Consider the following 24,238-nt stretch of genomic DNA (forward strand, 5'->3'; position numbering starts at 1 on the left):
CCGCCGCCCCACGTGAGCACCCCCCCCGCGCACCCCCCCGCCGCAGCCCTGGGGGGCGCCCGCGACGGGCGGCTCCCCCCCCCCCCCTCCGCCGCGCCGGCCGGGGGCCCGGCCCCGGCCGGGCTCTAGCCCCGGCCCGCCCAGATGTTCGTGCCCGCGGTGTCGACCGCGAAGGAGTCGATCTCCTTCAGCTCCTCCGCCGTCAGCGGCTCCGCCGCCAGCGCCGCCACGTTCTCCTCCAGCTGCGCCACGCTCGACGCGCCGATCAGCGCCGAGGTCATCCGCTCGTCCCGCAGCACCCACGACAGCGCCAGCTGCGCCAGCGACTGGCCGCGCCGCTCGGCGATGTCCGCGAGGCCGCGCAGCCGGCGCAGCACCTCGTCGGAGAGCAGGTCCGGGTCCAGGGACTTGCCCTGGGTGGCCCGCGAGCCCTCCGGGATGCCCTTCAGGTACTTGTTGGTGAGCAGGCCCTGCGCCAGCGGCACGAAGGAGATGCAGCCCATGCCCGCCGCCTCCAGCGTTTCGAGCAGACCGTCCTCCTCCGTCCAGCGGTTGATCATGGAGTACGAGGGCTGGTGGATCAGCGGGCGGACGCCCATCTCGGTGAGGATCCGCGCCGCCTCGGCCGTCTGCTCGCTGTTGTACGAGGAGACGCCGACGTACAGCGCCTTGCCCTGCTGGACCGCGGAGGCGAGCGCCCCCATCGTCTCCTCCAGCGGGGTGTGAGGGTCGAAGCGGTGCGAGTAGAAGATGTCGACGTGGTCGAGGCCCATGCGGGAGAGCGAGGCGTCGAGCGAGGACATCAGGTACTTGCGGGAGCCCCACTCGCCGTAGGGCCCCGGGTGCATCAGGTAACCGGCCTTGGTCGAGACGATCAGCTCGTCCCGGTACGGCGCGAAGTCCTGGGCGAAGAGCTTGCCGAAGTTCAGCTCGGCCGAGCCGGGCGGCGGCCCGTAGTTGTTCGCCAGGTCGAAGTGCGTGACGCCGAGATCGAAGGCGCGGCGCAGGATCGCCCGCTGCGAGTCGAGCGTGCGGTCGTCGCCGAAGTTGTGCCACAGGCCCAGCGAGACGGCGGGCAGCTTGAGGCCGCTGCGCCCGCTGCGGCGGTATTCCATGCGGTCGTAACGGTCTGCGGCGGCGTGGTAGCGGGGGGAATCAGTCACGTATCCCTCCTTATCACGGACTTGTGACAGCACCGGACTGGGAGCCGTTTACCCGTCCGCAGTAATGTGGCGGCTTCGGGGGCCGCCGCAGCCATGGAGGGGTAAGGAAAGTGAACCTGCGCGACCTGGTGTACAGGCTCTATGCGCGCCGGGTGGAGGGCCGCCTCGATCACGCCCAGGTGCCGAAGCACATCGGTGTCATCCTCGACGGCAACCGGCGCTGGGCCAAGGCCTCCGGCGGGACCCCCGAGCAGGGCCACAAGGCCGGCGCGGACAAGATCCAGGAGCTGCTCGGCTGGTGCGCCGAGACGGACGTCGAGGTCGTCACGCTCTGGATGCTCTCCACCGACAACCTGAACCGTCCCGAGGAACAGCTCGTCCCGCTGCTCGGGATCATCGAGAACGCGGTGCGCGCCCTCGCCGCGGACGGCCGCTGGCGGGTGAACCACGTGGGCACCCGGGACCTGCTGCCGGCCCGCACGCAGGCGGTGCTGAAGGAGGCCGAGCAGGGCACCCTCGACAACACGGGGATACTCGTGAACGTCGCGGTGGGCTACGGCGGCCGCCAGGAGATCGCGGACGCGGTCCGCTCGCTGCTCCTGGAGCACGCGGACCGGGGCACCAGCTTCGAGGAGCTGGCCGAGGTCCTCGACATCGACCACATCGCGGAGCACCTCTACACCCGCGGCCAGCCCGATCCGGACCTGGTGATCCGTACCAGCGGCGAGCAGCGGCTGTCCGGCTTCATGCTGTGGCAGAGCGCCCATTCCGAGTACTACTTCTGCGAGGTCCACTGGCCGGCCTTCCGCAAGGTCGACTTCCTGCGGGCGCTGCGCGACTACGCGGCCCGCCACCGCCGTTACGGCACCTGAAGCACCGTCCGGACCTCCGGACCCAGGATCACCACAGGTCACCCCATGTTCACGGACGCGCCGTCATATGCCATGGCATGGCTGAGGTTGTTCGAGGGAATACCACTTCCAGAGTGAGCGGCAAGGAGCCCGCTCGCCCGGGAGGCCCTTTGCACCAGGACGACGACCGTGCAGGACGTGTACGGACGACGCGGAGGGCCGGAGCTCGGCCCGCGCATCGTGGCCAGAGCCCGGCCCCAACCACCCGCGATCATGCGTCCCGATAAAGGGGGGTCTGTCCTTCCGTGGTGACCAGCACAAAGCGCCGCATGCCCGACCGGCGCACCTATGTTCTCGACACCAGCGTCCTGCTGGCCGACCCCAAGGCGTTGGCCCGGTTCGACGAGCACGAGGTCGTGCTCCCGATCGTCGTGGTCACCGAACTGGAGGCCAAGCGGCATCACCCCGAACTCGGCTACTTCGCCCGGCAGGCCCTGCGCCTGCTGGACGACTTCCGGGTCCGGTACGGACGCCTCGACGCTCCGCTGCCCATCGGGGACCTCGGCGGGACGCTGCGGGTCGAGCTGAACCATTCCGATCCCGGCGTGCTCCCGGCCGGCTACCGGTTGGGGGACAACGACTCGCGGATCCTGGCGGTCGCGCGCAACCTCCAGGCCGAGGGGTACGACGTCACGGTCGTCTCCAAGGACCTGCCGCTGCGCATCAAGGCCTCGTCGGTGGGGCTGCTCGCCGAGGAGTACCGCGCCGAGCTCGCCATCACGGACTCCGGCTGGACCGGAATGTCCGAGTTGGGGCTCTCCGCCGACCAGGTGGACCTGCTCTACGACCAGGAGTCGCTGTACGTCCCCGAGGCCGCCGAGCTGCCCGTCCACACCGGACTGGTGCTCCAGTCGGAGCGGGGCAAGGCGCTCGGCCGCGTCACGGCCGAGGGCAACGTCCGGCTGGTGCGCGGGGACCGGGAGGTGTTCGGCATCCGGGGCCGCAGCGCGGAGCAGCGCATCGCCCTCGACCTGCTGCTCGATCCGGACGTCGGCATCGTGTCGATGGGCGGCCGGGCCGGCACCGGCAAGTCGGCGCTGGCGCTCTGCGCCGGTCTGGAGGCGGTGCTCGAGCGGCGCCAGCACCAGAAGGTGATGGTCTTCCGGCCGCTGTTCGCGGTGGGCGGGCAGGAGCTCGGCTATCTCCCGGGCTCCGAGGCCGAGAAGATGAGCCCCTGGGCGCAGGCGGTGTTCGACACGCTGTCGGCGGTGACCAGCCGTGAGGTGATCGAGGAGATCCTGGGCCGCGGGATGCTGGAGGTCCTGCCGCTCACCCATATCCGCGGCCGCTCGCTGCACGACGCGTTCGTGATCGTCGACGAGGCCCAGTCGCTCGAACGGAACGTCCTGCTGACCGTGTTGTCCCGTATCGGGTCGAATTCCCGGGTCGTCCTGACGCACGACGTGGCCCAGCGGGACAACCTGCGGGTCGGCCGGTACGACGGAGTCGTCGCCGTGGTCGAGAAGCTGAAGGGGCATCCGCTCTTCGCGCACGTCACGCTCACGCGGTCGGAGCGTTCGCGGATCGCCGCGCTGGTGACCGAGATGCTGGAGGACGGACACATCTGAGAAGGGCTGTCCCGAATGTCCTGAAAAGGATTGGGCCTGTCCCGAAAGGGAGTTAAGGGGAGTGGGCGCCGCCCGGCGAAGCGAAGGAGCTTAGCCGGGCGGCGTCGCGTATTGCGGCTGTTTCGTCAAAACTCCTGTGGCTGCCGAGGTGTGAGCTTAAACACGTAACCGGGAATTGCCTTGCGGCATCGGCGTCCGGCAGAGTCTTGCTTCCGTCAGGCCCCGCATACGGCACACGTGCATCCTCAGGGACGCATCGCACCACACAACTCCAGACTTGTCCGCCGTATGCCGCCCACAGCACCACGGGCCCGTGTCTTTTGTGACCACGTAGTTCGAAGACCAGCGCCAGGGGCACGATTTCGCCCGTGTGGTCACCATTGCGGGCGATGCTGGAAGGAAACCGTGTGAGCCGGATCTCGGTCCGGGGATTCGCGGTGGCTTCGGCCACTGCGGTCACCACTGTCGGCGCCGTCGTCGGCGTTGCCTCGGGCAATACGCAGGGTGTTGACGACAACTTCGAGGCCACCGCGGCCGACACCACGCTGCTTGCCGACATTCCCGTCGGCGAGCAGGCCCAGGTTCAGGTGTCGTCGCTCGCGCAGCAGGCCGACGCCCAGGCCGCCGCGGCCGACTCGACCGCGCGCAAGGCCGCGGAGGAGTCCGCCCGCATCCAGGCTGCCAAGGACGCCGAGTCCAAGAAGAAGGCGGCCGACAAGGCGGAGCAGGACCGCAAGGACGCCGAGCTGCGCGCCAACCGTGCTTCGGTGCGCGACGCGTCGGACTTCGCCTCGCAGAGCTCGTACTCCATCTCCGAGGTCAAGGCGATGGCCCGCCAGATGATCCCGGCGGACCAGTTCCAGTGCTTCAGCAACATCGTGGACCACGAGTCCGGCTGGAACTACAAGGCCACCAACCCGTCCTCTGGCGCGTACGGCCTCATGCAGGCGCTGCCGGGTTCGAAGATGGTCTCGGCCGGCGCGGACTGGCGCACCAACCCCGCCACCCAGATCAAGTGGGGCCTCAACTACATGGAGAGCCGCTACGACAGCCCGTGTGGCGCGTGGTCCTTCTGGCAGGCCAACCACTGGTACTAGGCTCCGCCCAGCTCGACTTCAAGCGGCCCCTCACCGTCCTTCGGTGGGGGGCTCGCTGCGTGTAGGTTCGGGGTCCGGTGACGTGCGGGCTCCCGAAGGGAGTGACGGGGGAAGAGGGAAGAGGATGTCGAGACTGCCGGGCTGGCTCAACGGACTGGGCGACGCGCTGCAACGCCTGGGCGAGCGCCTGGACGCCCGCAGAGCGGCGGCGGAACGCGACGATCCGCTTGCGTCGCCGTACCCGTCGGGGGGTCCCGACGCCGAGGGTGACGCCGACGGCGACGGCGGTGAGGGCGTGGCCTCGAAGCCGGCCGCCACCGAGCCCGCCTCGACCGGAGCGGATGCCACGGCCGCCTCGACCGCCGGTGCGGCTGGCGCGGCCGCCGCCCGGGCCGCCGCCGGCGCGATCCCGCCGCCGCCCTCGTACGCGCCCGCCGTCGCCGCGCGGCCCGACCCGGCCGCCGCGATCCCGTGGGGGATGCGGGTCGCCGCCGAGGCCGGCTGGCGACTCCTCGTCCTCGCGGGCACGTTGTGGGTGCTGATGCGGGTGATCGGCGCGATCGAGCTGGTGGTGCTCGCGTTCGTCGCGGCGCTGCTCGTCACCGCGCTGCTCCAGCCCACGGTGACCCGGCTGGGCCGCATGGGCCTGCCGCACGGAGTGGCCACCGCCGTCACGGCCGTGGCCGGGTTCGTCGTCATGGGCCTGGTCGGCTGGTTCGTGGTCTGGCAGGTCATGGACAACATCGACAACGTGTCCGACCGGGTCCGGGACGGCATCGAGGAGCTCAAACGCTGGCTGCTCGACAGCCCCTTCCACGTGACCGAGCAGACGATCAACGAGATCGCCAAGAACCTCAGCGACACCATCGGCGCCAACGCCGAGCAGATCACCTCCGCCGGACTCCAGGGCGTCACGGTCGTCGTCGAGACGCTGACCGGGCTGCTGCTCGCGATGTTCTGCACGCTCTTCCTGCTGTACGACGGCAGGAAGGTCTGGCAGTGGACGCTGAAGCTGGTGCCCGCCCAGGCGCGGCCCGGCGTCGCGGGCGCCGGTCCCCGGGCCTGGCGGACCCTCACCGCGTATGTGCGCGGCACGGTCCTGGTCGCGCTCATCGACGCGGTGTTCATCGGCGTCGGGATCTACTTCCTGGGCGTGCCGCTGGCGGTGCCGCTCGCCGTGTTCATCTTCCTCTTCGCGTTCATCCCGCTCGTGGGCGCGGTGGTCTCGGGCGCGCTGGCGGTGGTCGTCGCGCTGGTCACCAACGGGGTGTTCACGGCGCTGATGGTGCTTGTGGTGGTGCTGGCGGTGCAGCAGATCGAGGGCCATGTGCTGCAGCCGTTCATCCTCGGCCGCGCGGTCCGGGTGCACCCGCTGGCGGTCGTCCTCGCGGTCGCGGCCGGCGGCCTGATCGCCGGCATCGGCGGCGCGGTGGTGGCCGTCCCGCTGGTCGCGGTCACCAACACGGTGGTCGGCTACCTCCGCGCGTACAGCCACGAACAGGCCCTGCGCGCCTCCCCGGAACCCCACGGCGCGACGGCCTACGAGATCGCTCCCACGCCCGCTCCGGGCGCCGCGGCACCGAACAGGGGAGGGAACGGCGCGTGATATCCGAGCCGGAACTGGTGGGCGGGGTGGATCACCCCGTGGGGGAGCCGTTGCGTGCGCAGGAGCCGGCCGCGCCGGGCCTCCCTCGGCGCCCTTGGCCCTGGGCGCTCGGCGGTGCGCTGGTCGCCTCGGCGCTGTGGGCGGGCGGACTGTACGCGTACGAGTCCCGTCCGGACCCGGGTCCGGACATGCGGGGCTACAAGAGCGTGGCCGGAACGTGCGGGAAGATGAAGTTGGAGGCGCTCTCCGGCGTGCTGGGGGAGGCGTCCTGGGACGCGACCGTGGGCGTCGAGCAGGATCCGGCGCTGGAGTACGCGATGTGCCCGGTGACGTTCGGCCCGCCGGAGACCGGCTACAGCGGTCTGATCGAGTACACGCGCCATCTGGTCACGGACCCGGGCCCGGAGTTCGACGCACGGGCGAAGCCGTACGAGATGGAGCGGCTCGAGGGGTTGGGGGAGAGGGCGTACGTGGTGGTGGAGGGCAACGAGAGCGCCCGGCTGCGCGTCCTCGACGGTCAGGTGGAGCTCGAGATCTCCTTCAACGCGCAGGAGAGCTGGAACGAGGACCGGGAGCAGCCCGCCCAGAAGACGAAGAAGATCGACCTCTCCGGCATCGACCAGGTGATGGCCCAGGACATGGCCGCGCTGATGGCTGCGCTGAAGAAGTGACGCGCTGAGACGACGAAGGGCCCCGGGACGTCGTGTCCCGGGGCCCTTCGCGTACAGCGACCGTTACTCGGCGATGACCGCTTCCGCGTCAAGCACCGTGCCGACCGCCTGGATCACCGAGGCGATCTTGAAGGCCTCCTGGATCGTCTCGCGGTCCACGCCGGCCTTGCGGAGCACCTGCTCGTGCGAGTCCAGGCACTGGCCGCAGCCGTTGATCGCGGAGACGGCCAGCGACCAGAGCTCGAAGTCGACCTTCTCGACGCCCGGGTTGCCGATGACGTTCATCCGCAGACCGGCGCGCAGCGTCCCGTACTCCGGGTCCGACAGCAGGTGCCGGGTCCGGTAGAAGACGTTGTTCATCGCCATGATCGCGGCGGCCGACTTGGCGGCCTGGTACGCCTCGGGCTTGAGGTTGGCCTTGGCCTCCGGCTCCAGCTCCGCGAGGACCTTCGGCGAGCGCGAGGCGATCGCGCAGGACAGGACGGTGCCCCACAGCTGCTGCTGCGTGAGCGCGTCGTTGTTGCCGATGACCGAACCGAGGTTCAGCTTCAGGTCCTTGGCGTAGTCCGGGAGAGCGGACTTCAGCTCATCGAGAGCCATGCTCACTCACCGGCCAGGAGCTTGCCGGCGTCGAGGGTGTCCTCGCCCTTGTTCCAGTTGCAGGGGCACAGCTCGTCGGTCTGCAGGGCGTCCAGGACCCGCAGGACCTCCTTGGGGTTACGGCCGACGGAGCCGGCGGTCACCATGGTGAACTGGATCTCGTTGTTCGGGTCCACGACGAACACGGCGCGCTGCGCGAAGCCGTCCTCGCCCTGGACGCCGCAGTCGCGCATCAGCTCGTGCTTGGAGTCGGCGAGCATCGGGAAGGGCAGGTCACGCAGGTCGGCGTGGTCCTTGCGCCAGGCGTGGTGGACGAACTCGGAGTCGCCGGAGACGCCGAGGATCTGGGCGTCGCGGTCCGCGAACTCGTCGTTCAGCTTGCCGAAGGCGGCGATCTCGGTCGGGCAGACGAAGGTGAAGTCCTTCGGCCAGAAGAACACCACGCGCCACTTGCCCTCGTAGGTCTTGTGGTCGATCTGCGCGAACTCCTTGCCGCTCTCCAGCGACACGCAGGCGGTCAGGTCGTACGTGGGGAACTTGTCACCGACAGTGAGCACGCGCTCTCCTTGCAAGGTCGGAAGGATCCCTTTTGGGGGCTTCCGTGAGGGGTTGGACGTCTCACATCCTGGCACGGGGTGCATTGATCAGTGAAATAGCTAGACTGCGTCGCGTTGATCGAAGGTGGTTATCAGTGGTTTCGGCACGGCGCGTGAAGCAGCCCAGTCTCTCCCAGCTCAGGGCCTTCGCGGCGGTCGCGGAGCACCTGCACTTCCGGGACGCGGCGGCGGCCCTGGGGATGAGCCAGCCGGCGCTCTCGGGCGCGGTTTCGGCTCTCGAAGAGGCACTCGGTGTCCAGCTCCTCGAGCGTACGACGCGCAAGGTCCTGCTCTCGCCCGCGGGGGAGCGGCTCGCGGCGCGGGCCGGGGCGGTGCTCGACGCGGTGGGCGAGCTGATGGACGAGGCGGAGGCGGCGCAGGCGCCGTTCACCGGGGTGCTGCGGCTCGGGGTGATCCCGACGGTCGCCCCGTACCTGCTGCCGACCGTGCTGCGGCTGGTCCGCACCCGCTACCCGGAGCTGGACCTCCAGGTCCACGAGGAGCAGACCTCCTCGCTCCTGGAGGGCCTGGCCGCGGGGCGGCTCGACCTGCTGCTGCTCGCGGTGCCGCTCGGGGTGCCCGGGGTCACCGAACTGCCGCTGTTCGACGAGGACTTCGTGCTCGTCGCCCCCCGGGAGCATCCGCTGGTCGGGCGCGCGGACCTGCCGCGCGACGTCCTGAGGGAGCTGGACCTGCTGCTGCTGGACGAGGGGCACTGCCTGCGCGACCAGGCCCTGGACATCTGCCGCGAGGCGGGGCGTACGGAGGGGGCGGCGGTCACCACGACCGCGGCGGGCCTGTCGACCCTGGTCCAGCTGGTCGCCGGCGGGCTCGGCGTGACGCTGCTGCCGCGCACCGCGGTGAAGGTGGAGACGGCCCGCAACTCGGTGCTGCTCACCGGTGACTTCGCGGCCCCGGCCCCGTCCCGCCGGATCGCCCTGGCGATGCGGACGGGAGCGGCCCGCCAGTCCGAGTTCGAGCAACTGGCGGACGCGCTCCGCGGTGCGATGGGCCGGCTCCCCGTCCGGGTGGCGGACGGGGAGCACGGGCCCGGCTGAGCGGGCCCGGGGACGGCGTGACGGGCACGGCGGGACGGGCACGGCGGGCCCGCCTCGCCCCTCGCCTACTCCGTCCTCAGCCCGTCCGCGCGCATCAGGCGCCACAGCAGCGGCATGCTCAGGAGGGTGATGCCGGCAATGAGGGCCAGGCCGACGCCGGTGACCGGCAGGAAGACCCACCAGTCCTCGATCGTCTTGCCGATCGTGGCCAGCAGCACCGAGCCCAGGCCGAGTCCGCCGACCACCGCGAGCGCCAGGCCGAGCAGGATCGGCACCGCCGTCTGCCAGAGCACCGACCAGCTCAGGGTGGTCCGCCGGGTGCCGAAGGCGACGAGCGCGGACAGCAGCCGCTTGCGGTCGCGCAGCTGCTCCAGGGTCGTGACCAGCAGCGAGGCCGCGACCAGCAGCATCGTCGCGGTCGCCCCGGCGAGGATGCCGGTGCGGACGGAGCTGAACTGGGCGTCGCGCTCGACGTTCTGCAGGGTCGTGACCCGGGCGAGCGGGTCGATCGAGGCGGCCGTGTTCCGTACGTGCTCGGCGGCGTCCGGCTCCGCGGGGTCGACCTGCAGCATCGCGTGCGCCTCGGGGGTGTCCAGGCGGGTCGCGTCGAGGGCGGCCGGGGTCACGAGGATCCCGAAGGCGATCTGGCCCATCGGGTCGAGCCGGGAGTCGACCGTGCGCGCGCCGGCCGGGATCCGCCACAGCGGCGCCGGCCCGTCGCCCCCGGCCATCGGGTCCCGCAGGGCGACCTGGGCGCCGGGCTTCGCGGTCTGGCGCACCCACGCGTCGTCCGGACCGCCCTGCTGCCCGTGGGGCAGGGCGATGAACACGTCGCCGTCCTTGCAGGACGGGAGCTTCGCGTACTCGGCGAGCGAGCGGCAGTCGCCGACGGTGAGCGTGGTGACCGGGGCGAACTCCTCGCCCGTCTTCAGCGGTCCGGGCCGCCAGGCGCTGGACTCGATCGTGCCGATGACCCCGGAGACGCCCTCGGTCCGCGAGAACTTCGTGATCATCTCGCGGGCCTCGCCGCTGCTCTTCGCGTCCAGCCTCGTCTCCATCTGGGCGCGGGCCGTGTCCATGTTCGTCACCTGCATGAAGTCGTGCTGCATCGCCCCGAACAGCATCTGCAGCGCGATGGCCCCGGTGGCGGCGACGACGATCCCGCTGACCGCGCGGGCGGCCGTGCCGCTGCTCATCTGGAGCCTGCGGGTGGCCAGTTGCCAGGCCACCGGCCCGCCGCCGATCCGCTTGACCACGGCCTCCACCAGCCACGGCAGCAGCGTGGTCAGCCCCACCAGGAGCAGGGTGGCACCCGCCCCGATCCGGACGGTGTCGATCGACCGGTCCTCCAGCGCGATACCGCCGAACACCACGGGCGCGAGCACCGCGAGCCCCGCGGCGACGAGCAGCAGCCGCCACCACGCCCGCCGCGGCCGCGGCACGGAGTTCCGTACGACGCCCAGCGGCTCGATCACCACCCCGCGCAGCGCGAACAGGGCCACCACGACCGCCGCGACGGGGACGACGAGGAGGGTCAGCACGGCCAGCCACGGCACCGGGACCACGTCGGACGCGAAGGCGTTGAGGTCCCAGACGGTGAACAGGCCCACGAACCGCCGGCCGAGCAGGAAGATCCCGGCGCCGGCGACCAGGCCGAGCAGCGCCCCGGCGAGCGCCTCGCCGGCCGCGATCCGGCGGGTCGTGGGGATGTCCGCGCCGACCAGCCGCAGCGCCGCGAGTCGCCGGTCGCGCTGCTCGCCGCCGAAGCGGACCGCGGTGGCGACGAACACGAGCACCGGGAGGAGCAGCACCACGCTCGCGATGAGGACGAGCAGCAGCAGGAAGGCGTTGAACGGCTCCTCGGGCTCCGACCAGCCGTACGCCCGGCCGCGGCCGTCGTAGTTCTCGGTGGTGAGGGTGTCGCTGCCGGCGACGTAGCGCAGCTCGGCGGGGCCGATGAGCCCGGCCTCGCCGATCTCGCCGACCGCCTTGTACGGGAAGCGGTCGGCGAGCAGCGCTCCCTCGGGGGAGTCGAGCAGTGCGCGGAGCGCGGGGGAGACCAGCATCTCGCCCGGTCCGGGTATCCGCGCGGCGCCGGGCGGGAGCGGGGCGTCCGGTCCCTCGGGCCGCACGATCAGGCCGGTGATCGCCTTGTCGCGGAAGCTGGTGCTGTGGCCGACGTGCAGGAAGGTGTCCGGGCCTGGGCGCTCGTCCAGTTCGCCGGAGGCGGGCGAGCGCTGCGCCTCGCGCAGCTCGCGCGTGGACGACATGTGCGGGATCGAGGCCGCGAGCAGCAGCAGTGCCACGCCGAGCCCGACGCCGACGGCGGTCAGCGCGGTGCGGAGCAGGGCGCCGCGTCCGCCGGTCACGGCGAACCGCGCGCCGAGGGTCAGGTCGCGGGTCCAGGTGCGGAGGTTCACGCGTGGACCGCCGTGTCCCGTACGCGCCCGTCGCGGACGACGATCTCCCGGTCGGAGTAGGCGGCGACCCGGGCCTCGTGGGTGACCAGGACGACGGCGGCGCCGGTGTCCCGGGCGGCGTCGGTGAGCAGCCGCATCACCCGCTCGCCGTTGAGCGAGTCGAGCGCGCCGGTCGGCTCGTCGGCGAACACCACGCGCGGGGCGGTGACGAGGGACCGGGCGACGGCGACCCGCTGGCCCTGGCCGCCGGAGATCTCGCCGGGCCGCTTGCCCGCGACGTCCTCGACCTCGAGCCGGGCCAGCCATTCGGCGGCCCGGGCCTCGGCCTTCCTTCGCCGCTCGCCGGCCAGCCGCAGCGGCAGGGCCACGTTCTCCACGCAGGTCAGCTCGGGCACCAGCTGCCCGAACTGGAACACGAAGCCGAAGTCGCTGCGGCGCAGGGCGCTGCGTGCGGTGTCGGACAGCGCGGTCAGCTCCCGGCCGTCGTAGTGAATGGTCCCGGCGTCGGGTCGGACGATGCCGGCGAGGCAGTGCAGCAGCGTGGACTTGCCGGAGCCGGAGGGGCCCATGACGGCGACGACCTCGCCGGCCCGGATGGTCAGGGACGCGCCGGCCAGGGCCGGGGTGGGCCCGTAGGCCTTGTCGAGGTGCTCGGCGGTGAGCAGGGCGCCGGTCATCCGCGGATCTCCTCGGCGAGTCGGTCGAGCCGGGCGGCGGTGAGTTCCAGCCAGCGCAGATCGGCTTCGAGATGGAACAGGGCGTGGTCGCAGATCAGCTGGTCGGCGAGGTCGCCGTCCTGCTTTCGGCGGGTGAGCTCGCGCATCAGCCGCAGGTGCTCGGCGCGCTGCACGTCGAGCAGCTCGGCGGCACCGCGCCCGGTGAGCAGGGCCAGTACGACCTTGGTGTAGAGGACGGACTGCAGGTACGGCTCGGGCTTCTCCGGCTGGGAGAGCCAGCTCTCCACATCGGTGATCCCGGCCGCGGTGATCGCGTACCGCTTGCGCTCCGGGCCCTCGCCGGACTCGATCGCGTCGACCTCGACGAGCCCGTTCTTCAGGAGCCGGGACATGGTCGAGTAGACCTGCCCGTAGTGCAGCGGCCGGTCGTGGCCGAATCTCTCGTCGAAGGCACGCTTGAGGTCGTAGCCGTGCCGGGGGCCGGATTCCAGGAGCCCGAGAAGGGTGTGACCGATGGACATGAGACTCACTCTACACGGGGTGTATACCTACGATGTATAGCCGAGGTGAGAGGCCCGTACGAGTGACGAATGGGGCCCGTGACGCAACCTTCGGCCCGTTTCGCGCGTCGGTTCCCAAAGAGGTGGGTGCTGATTCTCACGTCCGGAAAAGGCCGGATCGATTGCGCTTTGTCATAGGCGGCGGTGTTAGCTTCATCAGCTGATTCCCGAAGCTGCCGCACTGCGGATCGAGCCTTCGAGAGCGGACCCCCACACACGACGACGAGCGGAGCGACGAAGCGATGGCCCGAGCCGACACGCGACGGGCGTCACGGGGCGGCGGCATACGCCGCCTGTTCACCTGGCGCAAGCTCCTTGGCACGTTCCTCGTGTGCTGCCTGCTGGGCATGGGCGCCCTCTACGCGGCGTACCTCCTCGTCCCCGTCCCGGCGAACGCCAACGCCGAGGCGACGATGCAGAGCAACGTGTACAAGTACAGCAACGGCAAGGTGCTCGCCCGCACCGGCAAGATGAACCGCGAGATCATCGGTCTCGACAAGATCCCGGAGAAGGTCCAGAACACCTTCGTCGCCGCGGAGAACAAGACCTTCTACCGGGACAACGGCGTCGACATCAAGGGCACCGCCCGCGCCACCTGGAACACCCTCACCGGCAAGGGCAAGCAGGGCGGTTCGACGATCACCCAGCAGTACGTCAAGAACTACTACCTGGACCAGAGCCAGACCGCGACCCGCAAGCTCAAGGAACTGGTCATCGCCCTCAAGGTCGACCAGCGCATGACCAAGAACGAGATCCTCGCCGGGTACATCAACACCAGCTACTACGGCCGCAACGCGTACGGCATCCAGGCCGCCGCCCAGGCGTACTACCGCGTCGACGCCTCGCAGCTGACCGTCGCCCAGGGCGCGTACCTCGCCTCGGTGCTCCAGGCCCCCAGCCAGTACGACTGGAACTCCGCCACCGACAGCGGCCGCCGCCTGGTCCAGGAGCGCTGGAACTACACGCTGAACAACATGGTCGAGGAGGGCTGGCTCTCCGCCTCGGAGCGCGCCGGCCTGAAGTTCCCGGTCCCCAAGGCCCCCAAGGCCGCCCCCGGCATGGAGGGCCAGACCGGCTACATCGTCGAAGCCGCGAACGCCGAGCTGGTCCGCCAGGGCGTCAACGAGACGGACCTCAAGGCCGGCGGCTGGACGATCACCCTCAACATCGACGAGAAGAAGCAGAAGGCGCTGGTCAAGGCCGTCGACCAGCAGCTCGAGGACAAGATCGACCGCAAGGGCGACAAGGACCAGGCGGTCGTCCAGGCCGGCGCGACCTCCGTCGACCCGAAGACCGGCGCGGTCGTCGCCCTGTACGGCGGCGTCGGCGCCACCGAGCACTGGATGTCCAACGCCACCCGCCGCGACTACCAGCCCGCCTCGACCTTCAAGCCGCTGGTGCTCGCCTCCGCCCTGGAGAACGACTCCGACACCCAGGACGGCCGGAAGATCGGCCTGGGCACGGTCTACGACGGCACCAGCAAGCGCCCGGTCGAGGGCAGCGACGCGCCGTTCGCCCCGGAGAACGAGGACGACCGCAGCCACGGCATGGTGAACGTGCAGACGGCCACCAACAAGTCCATCAACTCCGTCTACGCCCAGATGATCGTGGACGTCGGCGTCGGCAACGTGAAGAAGACCGCGCTCGACCTCGGCATGAAGGACGGCAAGGACTTCGGCGAGACCCCGGCGATGTCGCTCGGCACCATGGGCGCCAGCACCTGGGACATGGCCGGCGTCTACGCCACGCTCGACAACCACGGCAAGAAGGTCACCCCGACCATCGTCAAGACGGCCGCGCACAAGGACCGCACGGCCGAACCGGTGCGCGCCATCGGCAGCCAGGTCATCAGCCGCGAGACCGCCGACACCGTCACCAAGGCCATGACCGGCGTGGTGCAGTCCGGCTCCGGCTTCCGCGCCGCAGGCGACTACGACGCCGCCGGCAAGACCGGCACCTCCGAGAACAACCGCTCCGCCTGGTTCGTCGGCTACACGCCCGAACTGGTCACCGCGGTCGGCCTGTTCGGCGAGAAGGCCGACGGCACCGGGCAGGTCACGCTCACCGACACCATCAACGCGGGCCGCGCCAACGGCGGCCGCACCCCGGCGCTGATCTGGGGCGCGTACACCACCAAGGCGCTGGGCGGCGGCTCCGACGAGCGGTTCGACCTGGAGATCGACGAGACCGACGTCGTCGAGCCCGTCCCGAGCCGGACCGAGACCTCCGAGAGCCCGGACCCGACGCCGACCCCGACGCAGACCCAGGAGCCGACGCCGACCTGGACGCCGACGCAGGACCCGGACCCGACGCCGACCCAGACCGAGACGCAGGACCCGGACCCGCTGCCGACCCGCACCCGGCCCACCAGGCCGACCGAGCCGACGACCCCGCCGGACCCGGGCAGCGGCGTGGTCTCCGACTCCTTCCCGTAAAGCGGGACGGACGGACGTACGGAAAAAGGCCGCGGCCCGGACCCCTCGCAGGGTCCGGGCCGCGGCCTTTCACCGTCACTACCGCGTCGACAGCTCGAACCAGACCACCTTGCCGCCCGACAGCCGCGTCGCGCCCCAGCGCCGGGCCAGCCGGTTCACCAGGAACAGCCCGCGGCCGCCCTCGTCGGTGTCCCGCGCCCGGCGCTGCCGCGGCAGCTGCGGCGAGTCGTCGCCGACCTCGCAGCGCAGCACGTCCGTACGGAGCAGCCGCAGCGTCACCGGCCGCTCCGCGTACCGCACCGCGTTGGTGACGACCTCGCTCACCAACAGCTCCACCGAGTCCGTCAGTTCCTCCAGGTCCCAGCGGGCCAGCGCCCGTCGGGCCAGCCGGCGGGCCCGGCCCGGGGCCGCGTCCTCCGGTTCCAGGAACCAGTACGCCACGTCGCTCGGCGCGATCCCGTCGAACCGGGCGGCCAGCAGCGCGATGTCGTCGTCCCGGTCGCCCGGACCGAGCATGTCGAGCACGTCGTCGCAGAGCGCCTCCAGCGGCGGCGAGTGATCCGGGCCGGTCAACTGCGCGGTCGCGGCGAGCCGTTCGCGCAGCTGCTCGATGCCGGTCCACACGTCGCGCAGCCGGGACTCCACGAGGCCGTCGGTGTACAGCAGCAGGGTCGCCCCGGCGGGGGCGTCCAGCTCGACCGCCTCGAAGTCCACGCCGCCCACGCCGATCGGCGCGCCCGGCGGGACGCGGAGCACCTCGGCGCGGCCGCCGAGGTGGAGCAGTATCGGCGGCGGATGGCCGGCGTTGGCGATGGTGATGCGGTGCGAGACCGGGTCGTACACCGCGTACATGCAGGTCGCCATGCGGTCCTGGCCGAGCCGCTGGGCCTGCTCGTCGAGGTGGTGCAGCACCTCCTGCGGCGGCAGGTCGAGCCCGGCGAGGGTCTGCGCGGTGGTGCGCAGCTGGCCCATGATCGCGGCCGAGGTCATGGAGTGGCCCATGACGTCGCCGACGACCAGCGCGACCCGGCTGCCGGGCAGCGGGATCGCGTCGTACCAGTCGCCGCCGACCCGCGCGGTCTCGGCGGCCGGCAGATAGCGGGACGCCAGCCGGACGCCGGTCGGCTGGGGCAGCGAGTCCGGCAGCATGGTGCGCTGCAGCTCGTCCGCGATGTACGCCTCGCGGCCGTACAGCACGGCCTTGTCGATGCCGAGCGCGGTGTGCGTCGCCAACTGGGCGGCGACCAGCAGGTCGTTCGGCTCGAACGCGGGCCGTTCCGTGCGGCGCAGGAACACCGCCGCGCCGATGACCCGGCGGCGGCCGCGCAGCGGCGCGAGGACCGCGCGATGGCCGGGCGGCACGGGGTGGTCGGGGCCGAGCAGTTCGGGCAGCGCGGCCTGGGCGGCCGCGGAGTCGCCGAACACCGGCCGCACGCCCCGCAGCACCTCCGCGAGCGCGCCGCCGGCGCGGACCTCGCACAGTTCGGCGGCCGGGGTGGGATCGGGGTCGGGGACCAGGACCGGGTCCTCGCCGTCGACATCGGTTAAACGGAGCCGGTCGGTACGGCGCAGCCGCAGCACGAACGGCGCGACCGGCCGCTCGTCGCCGACCGGCAGCGGGTCGCGCAGATAGACCAGGATCGCGTCGGAGAACGTGGGCACGGTGGCCCGGCACAGGCCGAGCACGATCTCGTCGAGGTCCAGACCGCGGGCGACCCGGCGCGTGGCGGCCCCCACGAACCGCAGCCGGTCCCCCTCGCGCCGTCCGGGCTCCCCGGCGGGACCGCCGCCGCCCGGCCGGGCGGGCCCGTCGCCGCCGGCGCCGCCCGCGTCCGTGCGGGAGTGGGCGTCGGCGGACTGCGCGGGCACGGTGCCGGTGCGCTCCGGGCCGCGGCGGCGCGTGGCGTCCTTGCGGTCCTGCGCGGCGGCCTGCGCCGGCAGGGACGCGGCGGAGCCGGGCTTGCGGGCGGGCTTGCGGCGGCGGGACGGCTTGGCGGCGCGGGCCGCGTCGGCGGGGCGGGCCGGATCGGAGGCGCGCGGCGTCGGCGCGGCGTCGGGCGCCGCGCCGTGTCCGCCCGCCGCGCCGTCGGGGCGCGGCCGGGTGGGCTCCTGGGGGCCTGCAGCCAGGGGCTGGCGGCCTTCGTGGGAGGTGGGATGCTCCGTCACGCGTGGGGTTCCGTCCGTCCGGGCCGGTGGTGCGATGCCATCGCTCTGTCAGCCGATGCCGCGCCGTCACCGGGGCTAAACCCCTGACGGGAGCTCGATGCGTCCACGGCATCGGCGGGGGCACGCCCACCCGGGCACACGTCCGGCACGGCTCTCCCCCTCATCAATGACTTACGGTCAGGTCCTGTGCTGTTCTCACTGGTTGATGCGCTGCTTGATGCGTCACGGGCTTGCGGAGGACGATCCTACGTTTGAACCCGGGGGGCGCATCAAGGGTCTCACGGCGCCGTGTGCGCCGGGGTGCGGTCCCAGTCGGCCGGCAGTTCGGGCACCGTCCACGCCGGATCAGGCCGCCACCGCTCCCAGCCGTCCGAGAACGGCGGCCCCCACGTGCCGATCAGCTCCACGGCCGCCGCGCCCGCCTCCCGGACCCGGCCGGCCAGGGCCGCGTCCACCAGTCCGGAGGTCTGGGCCTGCGCGAACTCGTCCTCGTCCCGCCAGAGCCAACTGCGGTCCGGGTACACCGAGATGTCCAGGAAGTGGTCCTCGGAGTCGACCCCGCCGGACCAACGGGTCCGGGGCAGTTCGAGGTTCACGTACCAGCTGCGGAACCGCCAGCCCTCGTCCCAGAACAGCCACACCGACCAGGGCTCGCCGGGCCGCGCCAGCTTCAGCACGCCCGCGCCGCGCCAGTGGTCGCGGATCGTGGTGCGCGGGGCGGTGTAGCGGGTGGCGAGCGGCTCCTGGTGGACGGCGGTGCCGTCCATGAGCACCGGTTTGACGCACTCGGTGCCGGGCGCCATCCAGACCGCGAGCAGCTCGTCGGTGTCCTCCACGACGGTCACCGGCCGGCAGATCTGCACGTCACCGGAGCCGATGTCGCGGTAGCGCCAGAGGATGCGGTCCCCGGGCGCCCAGTGCGCGGTGTCCTGCGAAGTCGCCGATGCTGTCATGCGCAGATCTTAGGTGGGGCGCTCTCCGGCCGCTGCGGCGAAGGTCACGGATGCGTCATGCGCAGCACGTCCAGCGCTTCGTCCAACTGCTCGACGGTCAGGTCGCCGCGCTCCACGTATCCGGACTCCAGAACGACCTCGCGGATGGTCTTGCGCTCCGCCAGCGACCGCTTGGCGACCTTCGCGGCCTCCTCGTAGCCGATGTACTTGTTCAGAGGAGTGACGACGGACGGCGACGACTCGGCGTACTCGCGGGCCCGTTCGGCGTTCGCGGTGATGCCGTCGACGGTGCGGTCGGCGAGCAGCCGGGCGGCGTTGGCCAGAAGCCGTACGGATTCCAGCAGGTTCTTGGCCATCACCGGCAGCATCACGTTGAGCTCGAAGTTCCCGGCCGCGCCGGCCACCGCCACGGTGGTGTCGTTGCCCGTGACCTGGGCGGCGACCATCAGGACCGCCTCCGGGACGACCGGGTTGACCTTGCCGGGCATGATCGAGGAGCCGGGCTGTAGGTCGGGCAGGTTGATCTCGGCGAGGCCGGTGCGGGGCCCGGAGGCCATCCAGCGCAGATCGTTGGAGATCTTGGTGAGGCCGACCGCGATCGTACGGAGCTGGCCTGAGGTCTCGACCAGGCCGTCCCGCGCGCCCTGCGCCTCGAAGTGGTCCCGGGCCTCGGTGAGCGGCAGCCCGGTCGCGCGGGCGATCTCGGCGATCACGGCGGCGGAGAAGCCGGGCGGGGTGTTGATGCCGGTGCCGACGGCGGTGCCGCCGAGCGGGAGTTCGGCGAGCCGGGGCAGCGCGGCGTGCAACCGTTCGATCCCGTACCTGACCTGCGCCGCATAGCCGCCGAACTCCTGTCCGAGGGTGACCGGGGTGGCGTCCATGAGGTGCGTGCGGCCGGACTTCACGACGTCCGCGAATTCGGCTGATTTCCGCCCCAGGGAAGCGGCCAGATGATCGAGGGCGGGGATCAGGTCGGCGGTGACGGCGGCGGTGGCCGCGATGTGGATGGAGGACGGGAAGACGTCGTTGGACGACTGCGAGGCGTTGACGTGGTCGTTGGGGTGCACGTCGCGGCCGAGCCGCTCGCTCGCCAGGGTGGCCAGGACCTCGTTGGTGTTCATGTTGGACGAGGTGCCGGAGCCGGTCTGGAAGACGTCGACCGGGAAGTGCTCGTCCCAGTGGCCCTCGGCCACCTCGGCGGCGGCCTCCTGGATCGCGCCGGCCACGTCCGCGTCGATCACCCCGAGTTCGGCGTTCACCTTGGCCGCGGCGGCCTTGATCCGGGCCAGGGCCTCGATGTGGGCGCGCTCCAGGCGCTGTCCGGACAGCGGGAAGTTCTCCACGGCCCGTTGGGTCTGGGCCCGCCACTTGGCGTGCGCGGGAACCCGTACCTCGCCCATGGAGTCGTGCTCGATGCGGTATCCGGGGCCGGTCTCTTCGTTCATCGTCCTCAACCTCCTGCTGGTGCCGTCGGGGGGCGAACCCCCGAACCTCCCCAAAAAGATGAGCAGTTGTCTTGTTACGTGTATTCCCCTTACGCGTACCGGCCAGTAAAAACCGTGGGTAACCCCACACACCAGGAGGCGCAATGAGGCGCACCAGGTACAGACTCCGATGGGCGATCGCGGCCGGAGCCGCGGCCGCCGCAGCCATCGGAGGCATGACGGCCGCCGCACCCGCCGGGGCGGCCGAGACCGCACCCCGCGCCGCCGCCGCCGTCGCGCTCCCGCCCGAGCTGGAGGCGATCCGGGCGGCCGAGGCCACCAAGATCTACGGCAGCCCGGAGGAGAGGCCGCTCGCCCAGCGCAAGACCGGCCTGATCTCGCTCGGCGACAGCGAGATCTCCGGCGAGGGCGTCGGCACCTACGAGCCGCCGACCAACGGCCCCACCAACTGGTGCCACCGCTCGCCGGAGGCCGCCGTCCACCGCACCGCGATCCCCGCGGACCTCACGTTCAACGTGTCCTGTTCCGGCGCGTACAGCGGCAACATCAAGATCGGCGGCTCGAAGCAGTACGCCGACGAACTGGTCCAGAGCGACAACCTGGCCATCAAGGCCCGCAACACCCGCATCAAGATGGTGCTGCTCGTCGCCGGCGCCAACGACGACCTGCAGTTCGGCCCGGTCATGACCGACTGCGTCACCCGCTACCTGCTCTCCCAGGGCGCCTGCGAACCCAAGTACGCCCCGGGCTGGCAGGCCCGCGTCGACGCCCTCGTCCCCAAGGTCGAGCAGACCGTGCGCGACCTGCGCACCGTGATGCGCGACGCCGGGTACGGGGACGGCGACTACAAGCTGGTGCTCATGGGCTACCCCAGCCCGATCGGCCCGGACTTCCGCGACAACCCGAACTTCCCCGGGAAGCTGATCTGCGGCGGCATGGGCTACGACTCCGACACCGTCTGGGGCCGCAACGCCGCCGTACCCGCCTTCGAGCGGGGCATGCGGAAGGCCGCCCAGTCGACCGGGGCGACGTACCTCGACAACTCGCGGCTGTTCCACGGCCACGAGGTCTGCATGGAGGACCCCTGGGCCCGCGGTCTGTACATCGACCTGTCGAAGCCCGGGACGCCGGACGAGAACTCGGTCCGGCAGTCCTTCCACCCGAACGCCCGCGGCCACGCGGCCTTCGCGTCCTGCCTGACCCAGCTGTACGACTCGGGCCTGCGTGAGGCGAGCTGCGCGGACGTGAACTCGACGGGCAGGCCCGCGCTCTTCCCCGTGGCCTGGGACGACGTCTACAAGCCGCTGAAGAACGAGGCGACCGGCAACTGCGTGGACGTCGACGCCGCCACCAGCACCAACGGCACCAAGGTCCTCGGCTGGGACTGCCACGGCGGCCGCAACCAGACCTGGTGGTACGACTCCGCCCGGCAGACCGTCCACACCGGCCTCACCCAGGACCGCTGCCTGGACGTGCCCAGCACGTCGTACCCGGCGGGCACGGCGCTGCTGATCTGGAACTGCCACGGCGGTGCGAACCAGAAGTTCGTCAAGTTCGGAGCCACCCTGCGCCCGGCGGCCGCGACGGGCATGTGCCTGACGCAGTCGGCGGCCCGGGAGCCGATCCGGATCCAGAGCTGCAACGGCGGGGCGAACCAGCGCTTCGCGTAACGGCTGCCTGCATACGAGAGGCCCGGCCGCCGGGGGGCGGCCGGGCCTCTCGTCATGTCGTGATCTAGGACAGCTTGCCGTCGTAGTCCGGCAGCTTGAACGCCCGCTCGGCGTGCCCGCCGACGATGTCGGTCGTGTTGTTGCCGATGTTCGCGATGATCGTGTAGCCCTTGGCCTCGATCTCCGCGCGCTTCTCCGTCTTGTACGCGCTGACCTCGGCGAACAGGTCGGGCAGCGAGCGCACGTACAGCCCGTCGACCGGGTAGCCGGCCCGCTTGAGGTTCCAGTCGGTGAGCGAGTAGATGATGCCCGGGCGGGCGGTCACGAAGAAGATCGCCACCCCGCGCTCGTGGGCGTCCGCGACCAGCTCGCGTACCTCGGGGATGGCCGGGGTCGGCAGCTCCCAGAACGGGTGGAAGTCCGTCTCCAGCGAGGAGTTGTCGATGTCGAGGACGATCGCCTGCTTCTCGCTTCCGGCCTTCTCGGACCGCTTCTCGATGTACGGCCGGGCCTGGTCGATCACGGCCGCCACGTCGTTCCGCCAGGTCGTGTAGTCGACGTGCTTGATCGCGGCGGTGGACGTGAGGTGGCTGTCCGGGTCCGACGCGAACGCCGCGGGCGCGGGCCCGACGACGAAGACGGCGGTGAGGCCGAGGGCCGCAGCGGCCTTGGCCTTGGTGGGGGTGGAGGGCATGGGGGGCTCCCGAGTGGTCGACCGGCTCAGTGTTGACATGCTCGCGGCCAATACTGACCAGTAGGTGTCCGGATGGCTACCGGTCGGTAGCGAGATTCTGAGCGGACGGGTTCACTCGAACGGCCCAACGCCGCTCGTGCCTGGGGGTGAGCGGCCCCATCCTGGCGGTGAATCCTGCCTGCGGGAGGTGGCTCCCCATGTGGTGGAGCGATGAGACCAACCAGCGGCTTTACGCGACGGTGCAGCATCTGCTCGGGAACTACAGGGAGTACCTCGCGTCCCTCGAGCCCCCCGGCCAGCCGCTGGTCTGGGGAGTGGGAAGCGCTCCCGAGGTGTCCGGGGAATGGATGCCCTCTCCGGCGGAGGCGCACGAGAAGGGGCATAGGAAGTCGGGCAACCCTTCGCCTGCGCAGTACGCGGCATGGGTTCACCCTCTCGTCGTCGCAAGTCACGACGAGGTGCAAGCCGATGGTCTCGACCTTCCCCCGGGGCGCTATCCGCTGTCTGCTCTGCGGACCACCAGGCGGAACGCGCGTCTGCTGGACCTGCTGGAGTCCTGGGAGGTCCCGTACGACACCGTGATCGATCTGTCAGGCCGGCCGGTGCCCGCCTGCCAGGTGAGACCGACGGACGAGGTGTCGGCCCGCGGTCCCGCGACCAGCGCGACCGTCGGCGTGCCCTGCCGAGTAGGAGTCGCACCAGCCTTCATCACGGCCGGTCATCTCGTCCCCGGAGGCAACGTGCAGGTCGATGTCCACGCCACGGGCCCCGGAGGTCCGAAGTGGGTGACCGGCACGGTCGTCGACTGGCAGGATCCGCTGGGCGCCGGACCTTCCGGAGGCTACGACTACGCCGTGGTCGTACTGGACGATCCGGGTGACACCGTGGCGAGCGTCACCCATGCGGGGGTCACTCCGGCTCCGCAGCCGCCGTACGTGACGACGGAAGTAGCCGTCTTCGGTGGGCCGTCGAGCACGCAGGCCGGAACGGTGAACGGAGCGCTGAACCAACTCGGCGACGCGCAACGCCAGTGGCTGAACGTGTGGCAGTTCGGTCCTTCCGGACGGCTTCAGCGGGGCGACTCCGGGAGTCTGGCCATGGTGACCGCCGGCCCTCACCAGGGCTCGATGCTCGGGCACTTCGTCGGCGGCGCGGGGACGACGCCGCGGTTCTTCGACCACCAGTACATCCAGGATCTGGACTCCTGTCTGACCCACGGAGTGCAGATCCAGGTGACTCTCTGAGGGGTCTCTCCCAGGAGGAACGGCCATGAGCATCGGATCGCTTGCCGTCACGGCTCACCGTCGGCGTTCCCCCGCCCCGGACGACACGGTCCGCGGAGCGAGGGCCTGGCCGGCGGCGACCGGGCCTACGGATACCGCCGGGGCCGCCGGTGCGGTCACCTCGGACGCTCTCGTCGCGGCGCTGCCCACCGAGGTGATCGTGCTGTACACGTCCGTGCTCGGCGTGCTGACCGGCGTGCTGAAGGACGACCCCACGGCGTCCTATGTGCCGCTGCGCTGGACGCTCTACGGAGGCTGCATCCTCGCGACCGCGATCGCGCTCAACGTCACGTACGTGTTCGCGAGCGTCGAGCGGAAGGATGAACGCCGCAGGGAGAGGGAGAACGGCCGCGCATCCGACCAGCTGCCGCCGGGCGTCGCGGCGGCCACGCCGCAGCCCGCCGAGCCAGCCGGTGACACGGGCGCCGCGAAGGAGGGAAAGCCGGTGGCCGAGACGATCATGGCCTGCATCTCCTTCGCCGTATGGGGTCTCGTGGTCCCCGGATCGCCGCTGTACGCGATGCTGCAGCCGCCGACGCTCCCGGTCGTCATCGCGGTCCTGAGCGCGGCGGGGACCTTCGTGGCCGCCGCGGTCTTCGCCCCGTGGCTGAACCGGAGGGTCGCACCGCCGAGCGGCGGGGGGTAAGGCCCCGAGCATGGCGAGA

At 71.3% G+C, this 24,238-nt stretch carries 20 protein-coding genes; 10 read left to right on the forward strand and 10 right to left on the reverse strand.

From position 1 onward, the window contains the following. Positions 1–125: 125 nt before the first annotated feature. Positions 126–1,163 carry an L-glyceraldehyde 3-phosphate reductase gene (mgrA, locus tag ACGFMM_RS03810; protein ID WP_393642820.1) on the reverse strand — a complete coding sequence of 346 codons (1,038 nt, stop codon included), beginning with the start codon at positions 1,161–1,163 and terminating at the stop codon, positions 126–128. 110 nt (positions 1,164–1,273) lie between these two features. Here mgrA and ACGFMM_RS03815 point away from each other — a divergent pair, with 110 nt between their 5' ends. The 5 genes from ACGFMM_RS03815 (at position 1,274) to ACGFMM_RS03835 (ending at position 7,016) form a co-directional block, all read left to right on the forward strand. Next, the gene (locus ACGFMM_RS03815; RefSeq protein WP_393642822.1) at positions 1,274–2,035 is read left to right on the forward strand and encodes an isoprenyl transferase; all 762 of its coding nucleotides are present in this window, start codon (positions 1,274–1,276) and stop codon (positions 2,033–2,035) included. A 284-nt stretch (positions 2,036–2,319) separates the two neighbouring features. After that, positions 2,320–3,642 (forward strand): PhoH family protein, encoded by a 1,323-nt coding sequence (locus ACGFMM_RS03820; RefSeq protein ID WP_393642824.1) that lies wholly within the window; start codon positions 2,320–2,322, stop codon positions 3,640–3,642. Between the two features lie 389 nt (positions 3,643–4,031). Next, positions 4,032–4,739 (forward strand): transglycosylase SLT domain-containing protein, encoded by a 708-nt coding sequence (locus tag ACGFMM_RS03825; protein ID WP_393642825.1) that lies wholly within the window; start codon positions 4,032–4,034, stop codon positions 4,737–4,739. A gap of 124 nt (positions 4,740–4,863) precedes the next feature. After that, positions 4,864–6,345, forward strand: a complete 1,482-nt coding sequence (locus ACGFMM_RS03830) for an AI-2E family transporter (protein WP_393642827.1) — start codon at positions 4,864–4,866, stop codon at positions 6,343–6,345. Continuing rightward, on the forward strand, positions 6,342–7,016 hold the full coding sequence (locus tag ACGFMM_RS03835; RefSeq protein WP_393642829.1) for a hypothetical protein: 675 nt from the start codon (positions 6,342–6,344) through the stop codon (positions 7,014–7,016). Before ACGFMM_RS03830 ends, ACGFMM_RS03835 begins: the two co-directional genes overlap by 4 nt. Positions 7,017–7,079: 63 nt before the next feature. On the opposite strand, the gene ACGFMM_RS03840 is transcribed toward ACGFMM_RS03835, so the two are convergent. Both ACGFMM_RS03840 and ACGFMM_RS03845 read right to left on the reverse strand, forming a co-directional pair. After that, positions 7,080–7,616, reverse strand: coding sequence for an alkyl hydroperoxide reductase (locus ACGFMM_RS03840; protein WP_393642831.1), 537 nt, complete (start codon positions 7,614–7,616; stop codon positions 7,080–7,082). Positions 7,617–7,618: 2 nt separating this feature from the next. Next, entirely contained in the window at positions 7,619–8,173 is a 555-nt protein-coding gene (locus tag ACGFMM_RS03845) for a peroxiredoxin (protein ID WP_393642833.1), read from the reverse strand. 152 nt (positions 8,174–8,325) lie between these two features. Here ACGFMM_RS03845 and ACGFMM_RS03850 point away from each other — a divergent pair, with 152 nt between their 5' ends. Beyond that, positions 8,326–9,270 carry a LysR substrate-binding domain-containing protein gene (locus ACGFMM_RS03850; RefSeq protein WP_393642834.1) on the forward strand — a complete coding sequence of 315 codons (945 nt, stop codon included), beginning with the start codon at positions 8,326–8,328 and terminating at the stop codon, positions 9,268–9,270. 65 nt (positions 9,271–9,335) lie between these two features. Here ACGFMM_RS03850 and ACGFMM_RS03855 read toward each other — a convergent pair whose 3' ends face one another. Genes ACGFMM_RS03855 through ACGFMM_RS03865 form a run of 3 tightly spaced genes read right to left on the reverse strand, consistent with a single transcriptional unit; the run spans position 9,336 to position 12,888 of the window. Then, the gene (locus tag ACGFMM_RS03855; protein WP_393642836.1) at positions 9,336–11,690 is read right to left on the reverse strand and encodes an ABC transporter permease; all 2,355 of its coding nucleotides are present in this window, start codon (positions 11,688–11,690) and stop codon (positions 9,336–9,338) included. Beyond that, positions 11,687–12,367: an ABC transporter ATP-binding protein gene (locus tag ACGFMM_RS03860; RefSeq protein ID WP_393642838.1), complete on the reverse strand. Its 681-nt coding sequence runs from the start codon at positions 12,365–12,367 to the stop codon at positions 11,687–11,689. The genes ACGFMM_RS03855 and ACGFMM_RS03860 overlap by 4 nt, the downstream gene beginning before the upstream one ends. After that, positions 12,364–12,888 carry a PadR family transcriptional regulator gene (locus tag ACGFMM_RS03865; protein ID WP_393642839.1) on the reverse strand — a complete coding sequence of 175 codons (525 nt, stop codon included), beginning with the start codon at positions 12,886–12,888 and terminating at the stop codon, positions 12,364–12,366. Before ACGFMM_RS03865 ends, ACGFMM_RS03860 begins: the two co-directional genes overlap by 4 nt. Before the next feature lie 281 nt (positions 12,889–13,169). On the opposite strand from ACGFMM_RS03865, the gene ACGFMM_RS03870 reads away from it, so the two are divergent. After that, positions 13,170–15,362, forward strand: a complete 2,193-nt coding sequence (locus ACGFMM_RS03870) for a transglycosylase domain-containing protein (RefSeq protein ID WP_393642841.1) — start codon at positions 13,170–13,172, stop codon at positions 15,360–15,362. A 78-nt stretch (positions 15,363–15,440) separates the two neighbouring features. On the opposite strand, the gene ACGFMM_RS03875 is transcribed toward ACGFMM_RS03870, so the two are convergent. The 3 genes from ACGFMM_RS03875 to ACGFMM_RS03885 form a co-directional block, all read right to left on the reverse strand. Continuing rightward, positions 15,441–17,528: a SpoIIE family protein phosphatase gene (locus ACGFMM_RS03875; protein WP_393642843.1), complete on the reverse strand. Its 2,088-nt coding sequence runs from the start codon at positions 17,526–17,528 to the stop codon at positions 15,441–15,443. A gap of 278 nt (positions 17,529–17,806) precedes the next feature. Then, positions 17,807–18,481, reverse strand: a complete 675-nt coding sequence (locus ACGFMM_RS03880) for a DUF402 domain-containing protein (protein ID WP_393642844.1) — start codon at positions 18,479–18,481, stop codon at positions 17,807–17,809. 44 nt (positions 18,482–18,525) lie between these two features. After that, entirely contained in the window at positions 18,526–19,926 is a 1,401-nt protein-coding gene (locus tag ACGFMM_RS03885; RefSeq protein WP_393642846.1) for a class II fumarate hydratase, read from the reverse strand. Positions 19,927–20,069: 143 nt separating this feature from the next. Between ACGFMM_RS03885 and ACGFMM_RS03890 the strand changes: the two genes are divergently transcribed. After that, the gene (locus tag ACGFMM_RS03890) at positions 20,070–21,596 is read left to right on the forward strand and encodes a ricin-type beta-trefoil lectin domain protein (RefSeq protein ID WP_393642848.1); all 1,527 of its coding nucleotides are present in this window, start codon (positions 20,070–20,072) and stop codon (positions 21,594–21,596) included. A gap of 64 nt (positions 21,597–21,660) precedes the next feature. On the opposite strand, the gene ACGFMM_RS03895 is transcribed toward ACGFMM_RS03890, so the two are convergent. Then, positions 21,661–22,290, reverse strand: coding sequence for an HAD family acid phosphatase (locus tag ACGFMM_RS03895; RefSeq protein ID WP_393642850.1), 630 nt, complete (start codon positions 22,288–22,290; stop codon positions 21,661–21,663). A gap of 458 nt (positions 22,291–22,748) precedes the next feature. Here ACGFMM_RS03895 and ACGFMM_RS03900 point away from each other — a divergent pair, with 458 nt between their 5' ends. Together ACGFMM_RS03900 and ACGFMM_RS03905 are read left to right on the forward strand one after the other, a co-directional pair. Beyond that, the gene (locus ACGFMM_RS03900) at positions 22,749–23,534 is read left to right on the forward strand and encodes a hypothetical protein (protein ID WP_393642852.1); all 786 of its coding nucleotides are present in this window, start codon (positions 22,749–22,751) and stop codon (positions 23,532–23,534) included. Positions 23,535–23,559: 25 nt separating this feature from the next. Further along, the gene (locus ACGFMM_RS03905) at positions 23,560–24,219 is read left to right on the forward strand and encodes a hypothetical protein (protein ID WP_393642854.1); all 660 of its coding nucleotides are present in this window, start codon (positions 23,560–23,562) and stop codon (positions 24,217–24,219) included. Positions 24,220–24,238: the final 19 nt, after the last annotated feature.

The sequence above is a fragment of the Streptomyces sp. NPDC048604 genome (genome assembly GCF_043199435.1).
In the GTDB taxonomy this organism is placed as follows: domain Bacteria; phylum Actinomycetota; class Actinomycetes; order Streptomycetales; family Streptomycetaceae; genus Streptomyces.

What these genes read in the sequence shown, in the direction of transcription:
- ACGFMM_RS03825 (WP_393642825.1), top strand. Translation starts at nt 4,032, where the DNA reads ATGCTGGAAGGAAACCGTGTGAGCCGGATCTCGGTCCGGGGATTCGCG.
- ACGFMM_RS03830 (WP_393642827.1), top strand. Translation starts at nt 4,864, where the DNA reads ATGTCGAGACTGCCGGGCTGGCTCAACGGACTGGGCGACGCGCTGCAA.
- ACGFMM_RS03840 (WP_393642831.1), bottom strand. Translation starts at nt 7,616, where the DNA reads ATGGCTCTCGATGAGCTGAAGTCCGCTCTCCCGGACTACGCCAAGGAC.
- ACGFMM_RS03860 (WP_393642838.1), bottom strand. Translation starts at nt 12,367, where the DNA reads ATGACCGGCGCCCTGCTCACCGCCGAGCACCTCGACAAGGCCTACGGG.
- ACGFMM_RS03865 (WP_393642839.1), bottom strand. Translation starts at nt 12,888, where the DNA reads ATGTCCATCGGTCACACCCTTCTCGGGCTCCTGGAATCCGGCCCCCGG.
- ACGFMM_RS03870 (WP_393642841.1), top strand. Translation starts at nt 13,170, where the DNA reads ATGGCCCGAGCCGACACGCGACGGGCGTCACGGGGCGGCGGCATACGC.
- ACGFMM_RS03880 (WP_393642844.1), bottom strand. Translation starts at nt 18,481, where the DNA reads ATGACAGCATCGGCGACTTCGCAGGACACCGCGCACTGGGCGCCCGGG.
- ACGFMM_RS03885 (WP_393642846.1), bottom strand. Translation starts at nt 19,926, where the DNA reads ATGAACGAAGAGACCGGCCCCGGATACCGCATCGAGCACGACTCCATG.
- ACGFMM_RS03890 (WP_393642848.1), top strand. Translation starts at nt 20,070, where the DNA reads ATGAGGCGCACCAGGTACAGACTCCGATGGGCGATCGCGGCCGGAGCC.
- ACGFMM_RS03895 (WP_393642850.1), bottom strand. Translation starts at nt 22,290, where the DNA reads ATGCCCTCCACCCCCACCAAGGCCAAGGCCGCTGCGGCCCTCGGCCTC.
- ACGFMM_RS03905 (WP_393642854.1), top strand. Translation starts at nt 23,560, where the DNA reads ATGAGCATCGGATCGCTTGCCGTCACGGCTCACCGTCGGCGTTCCCCC.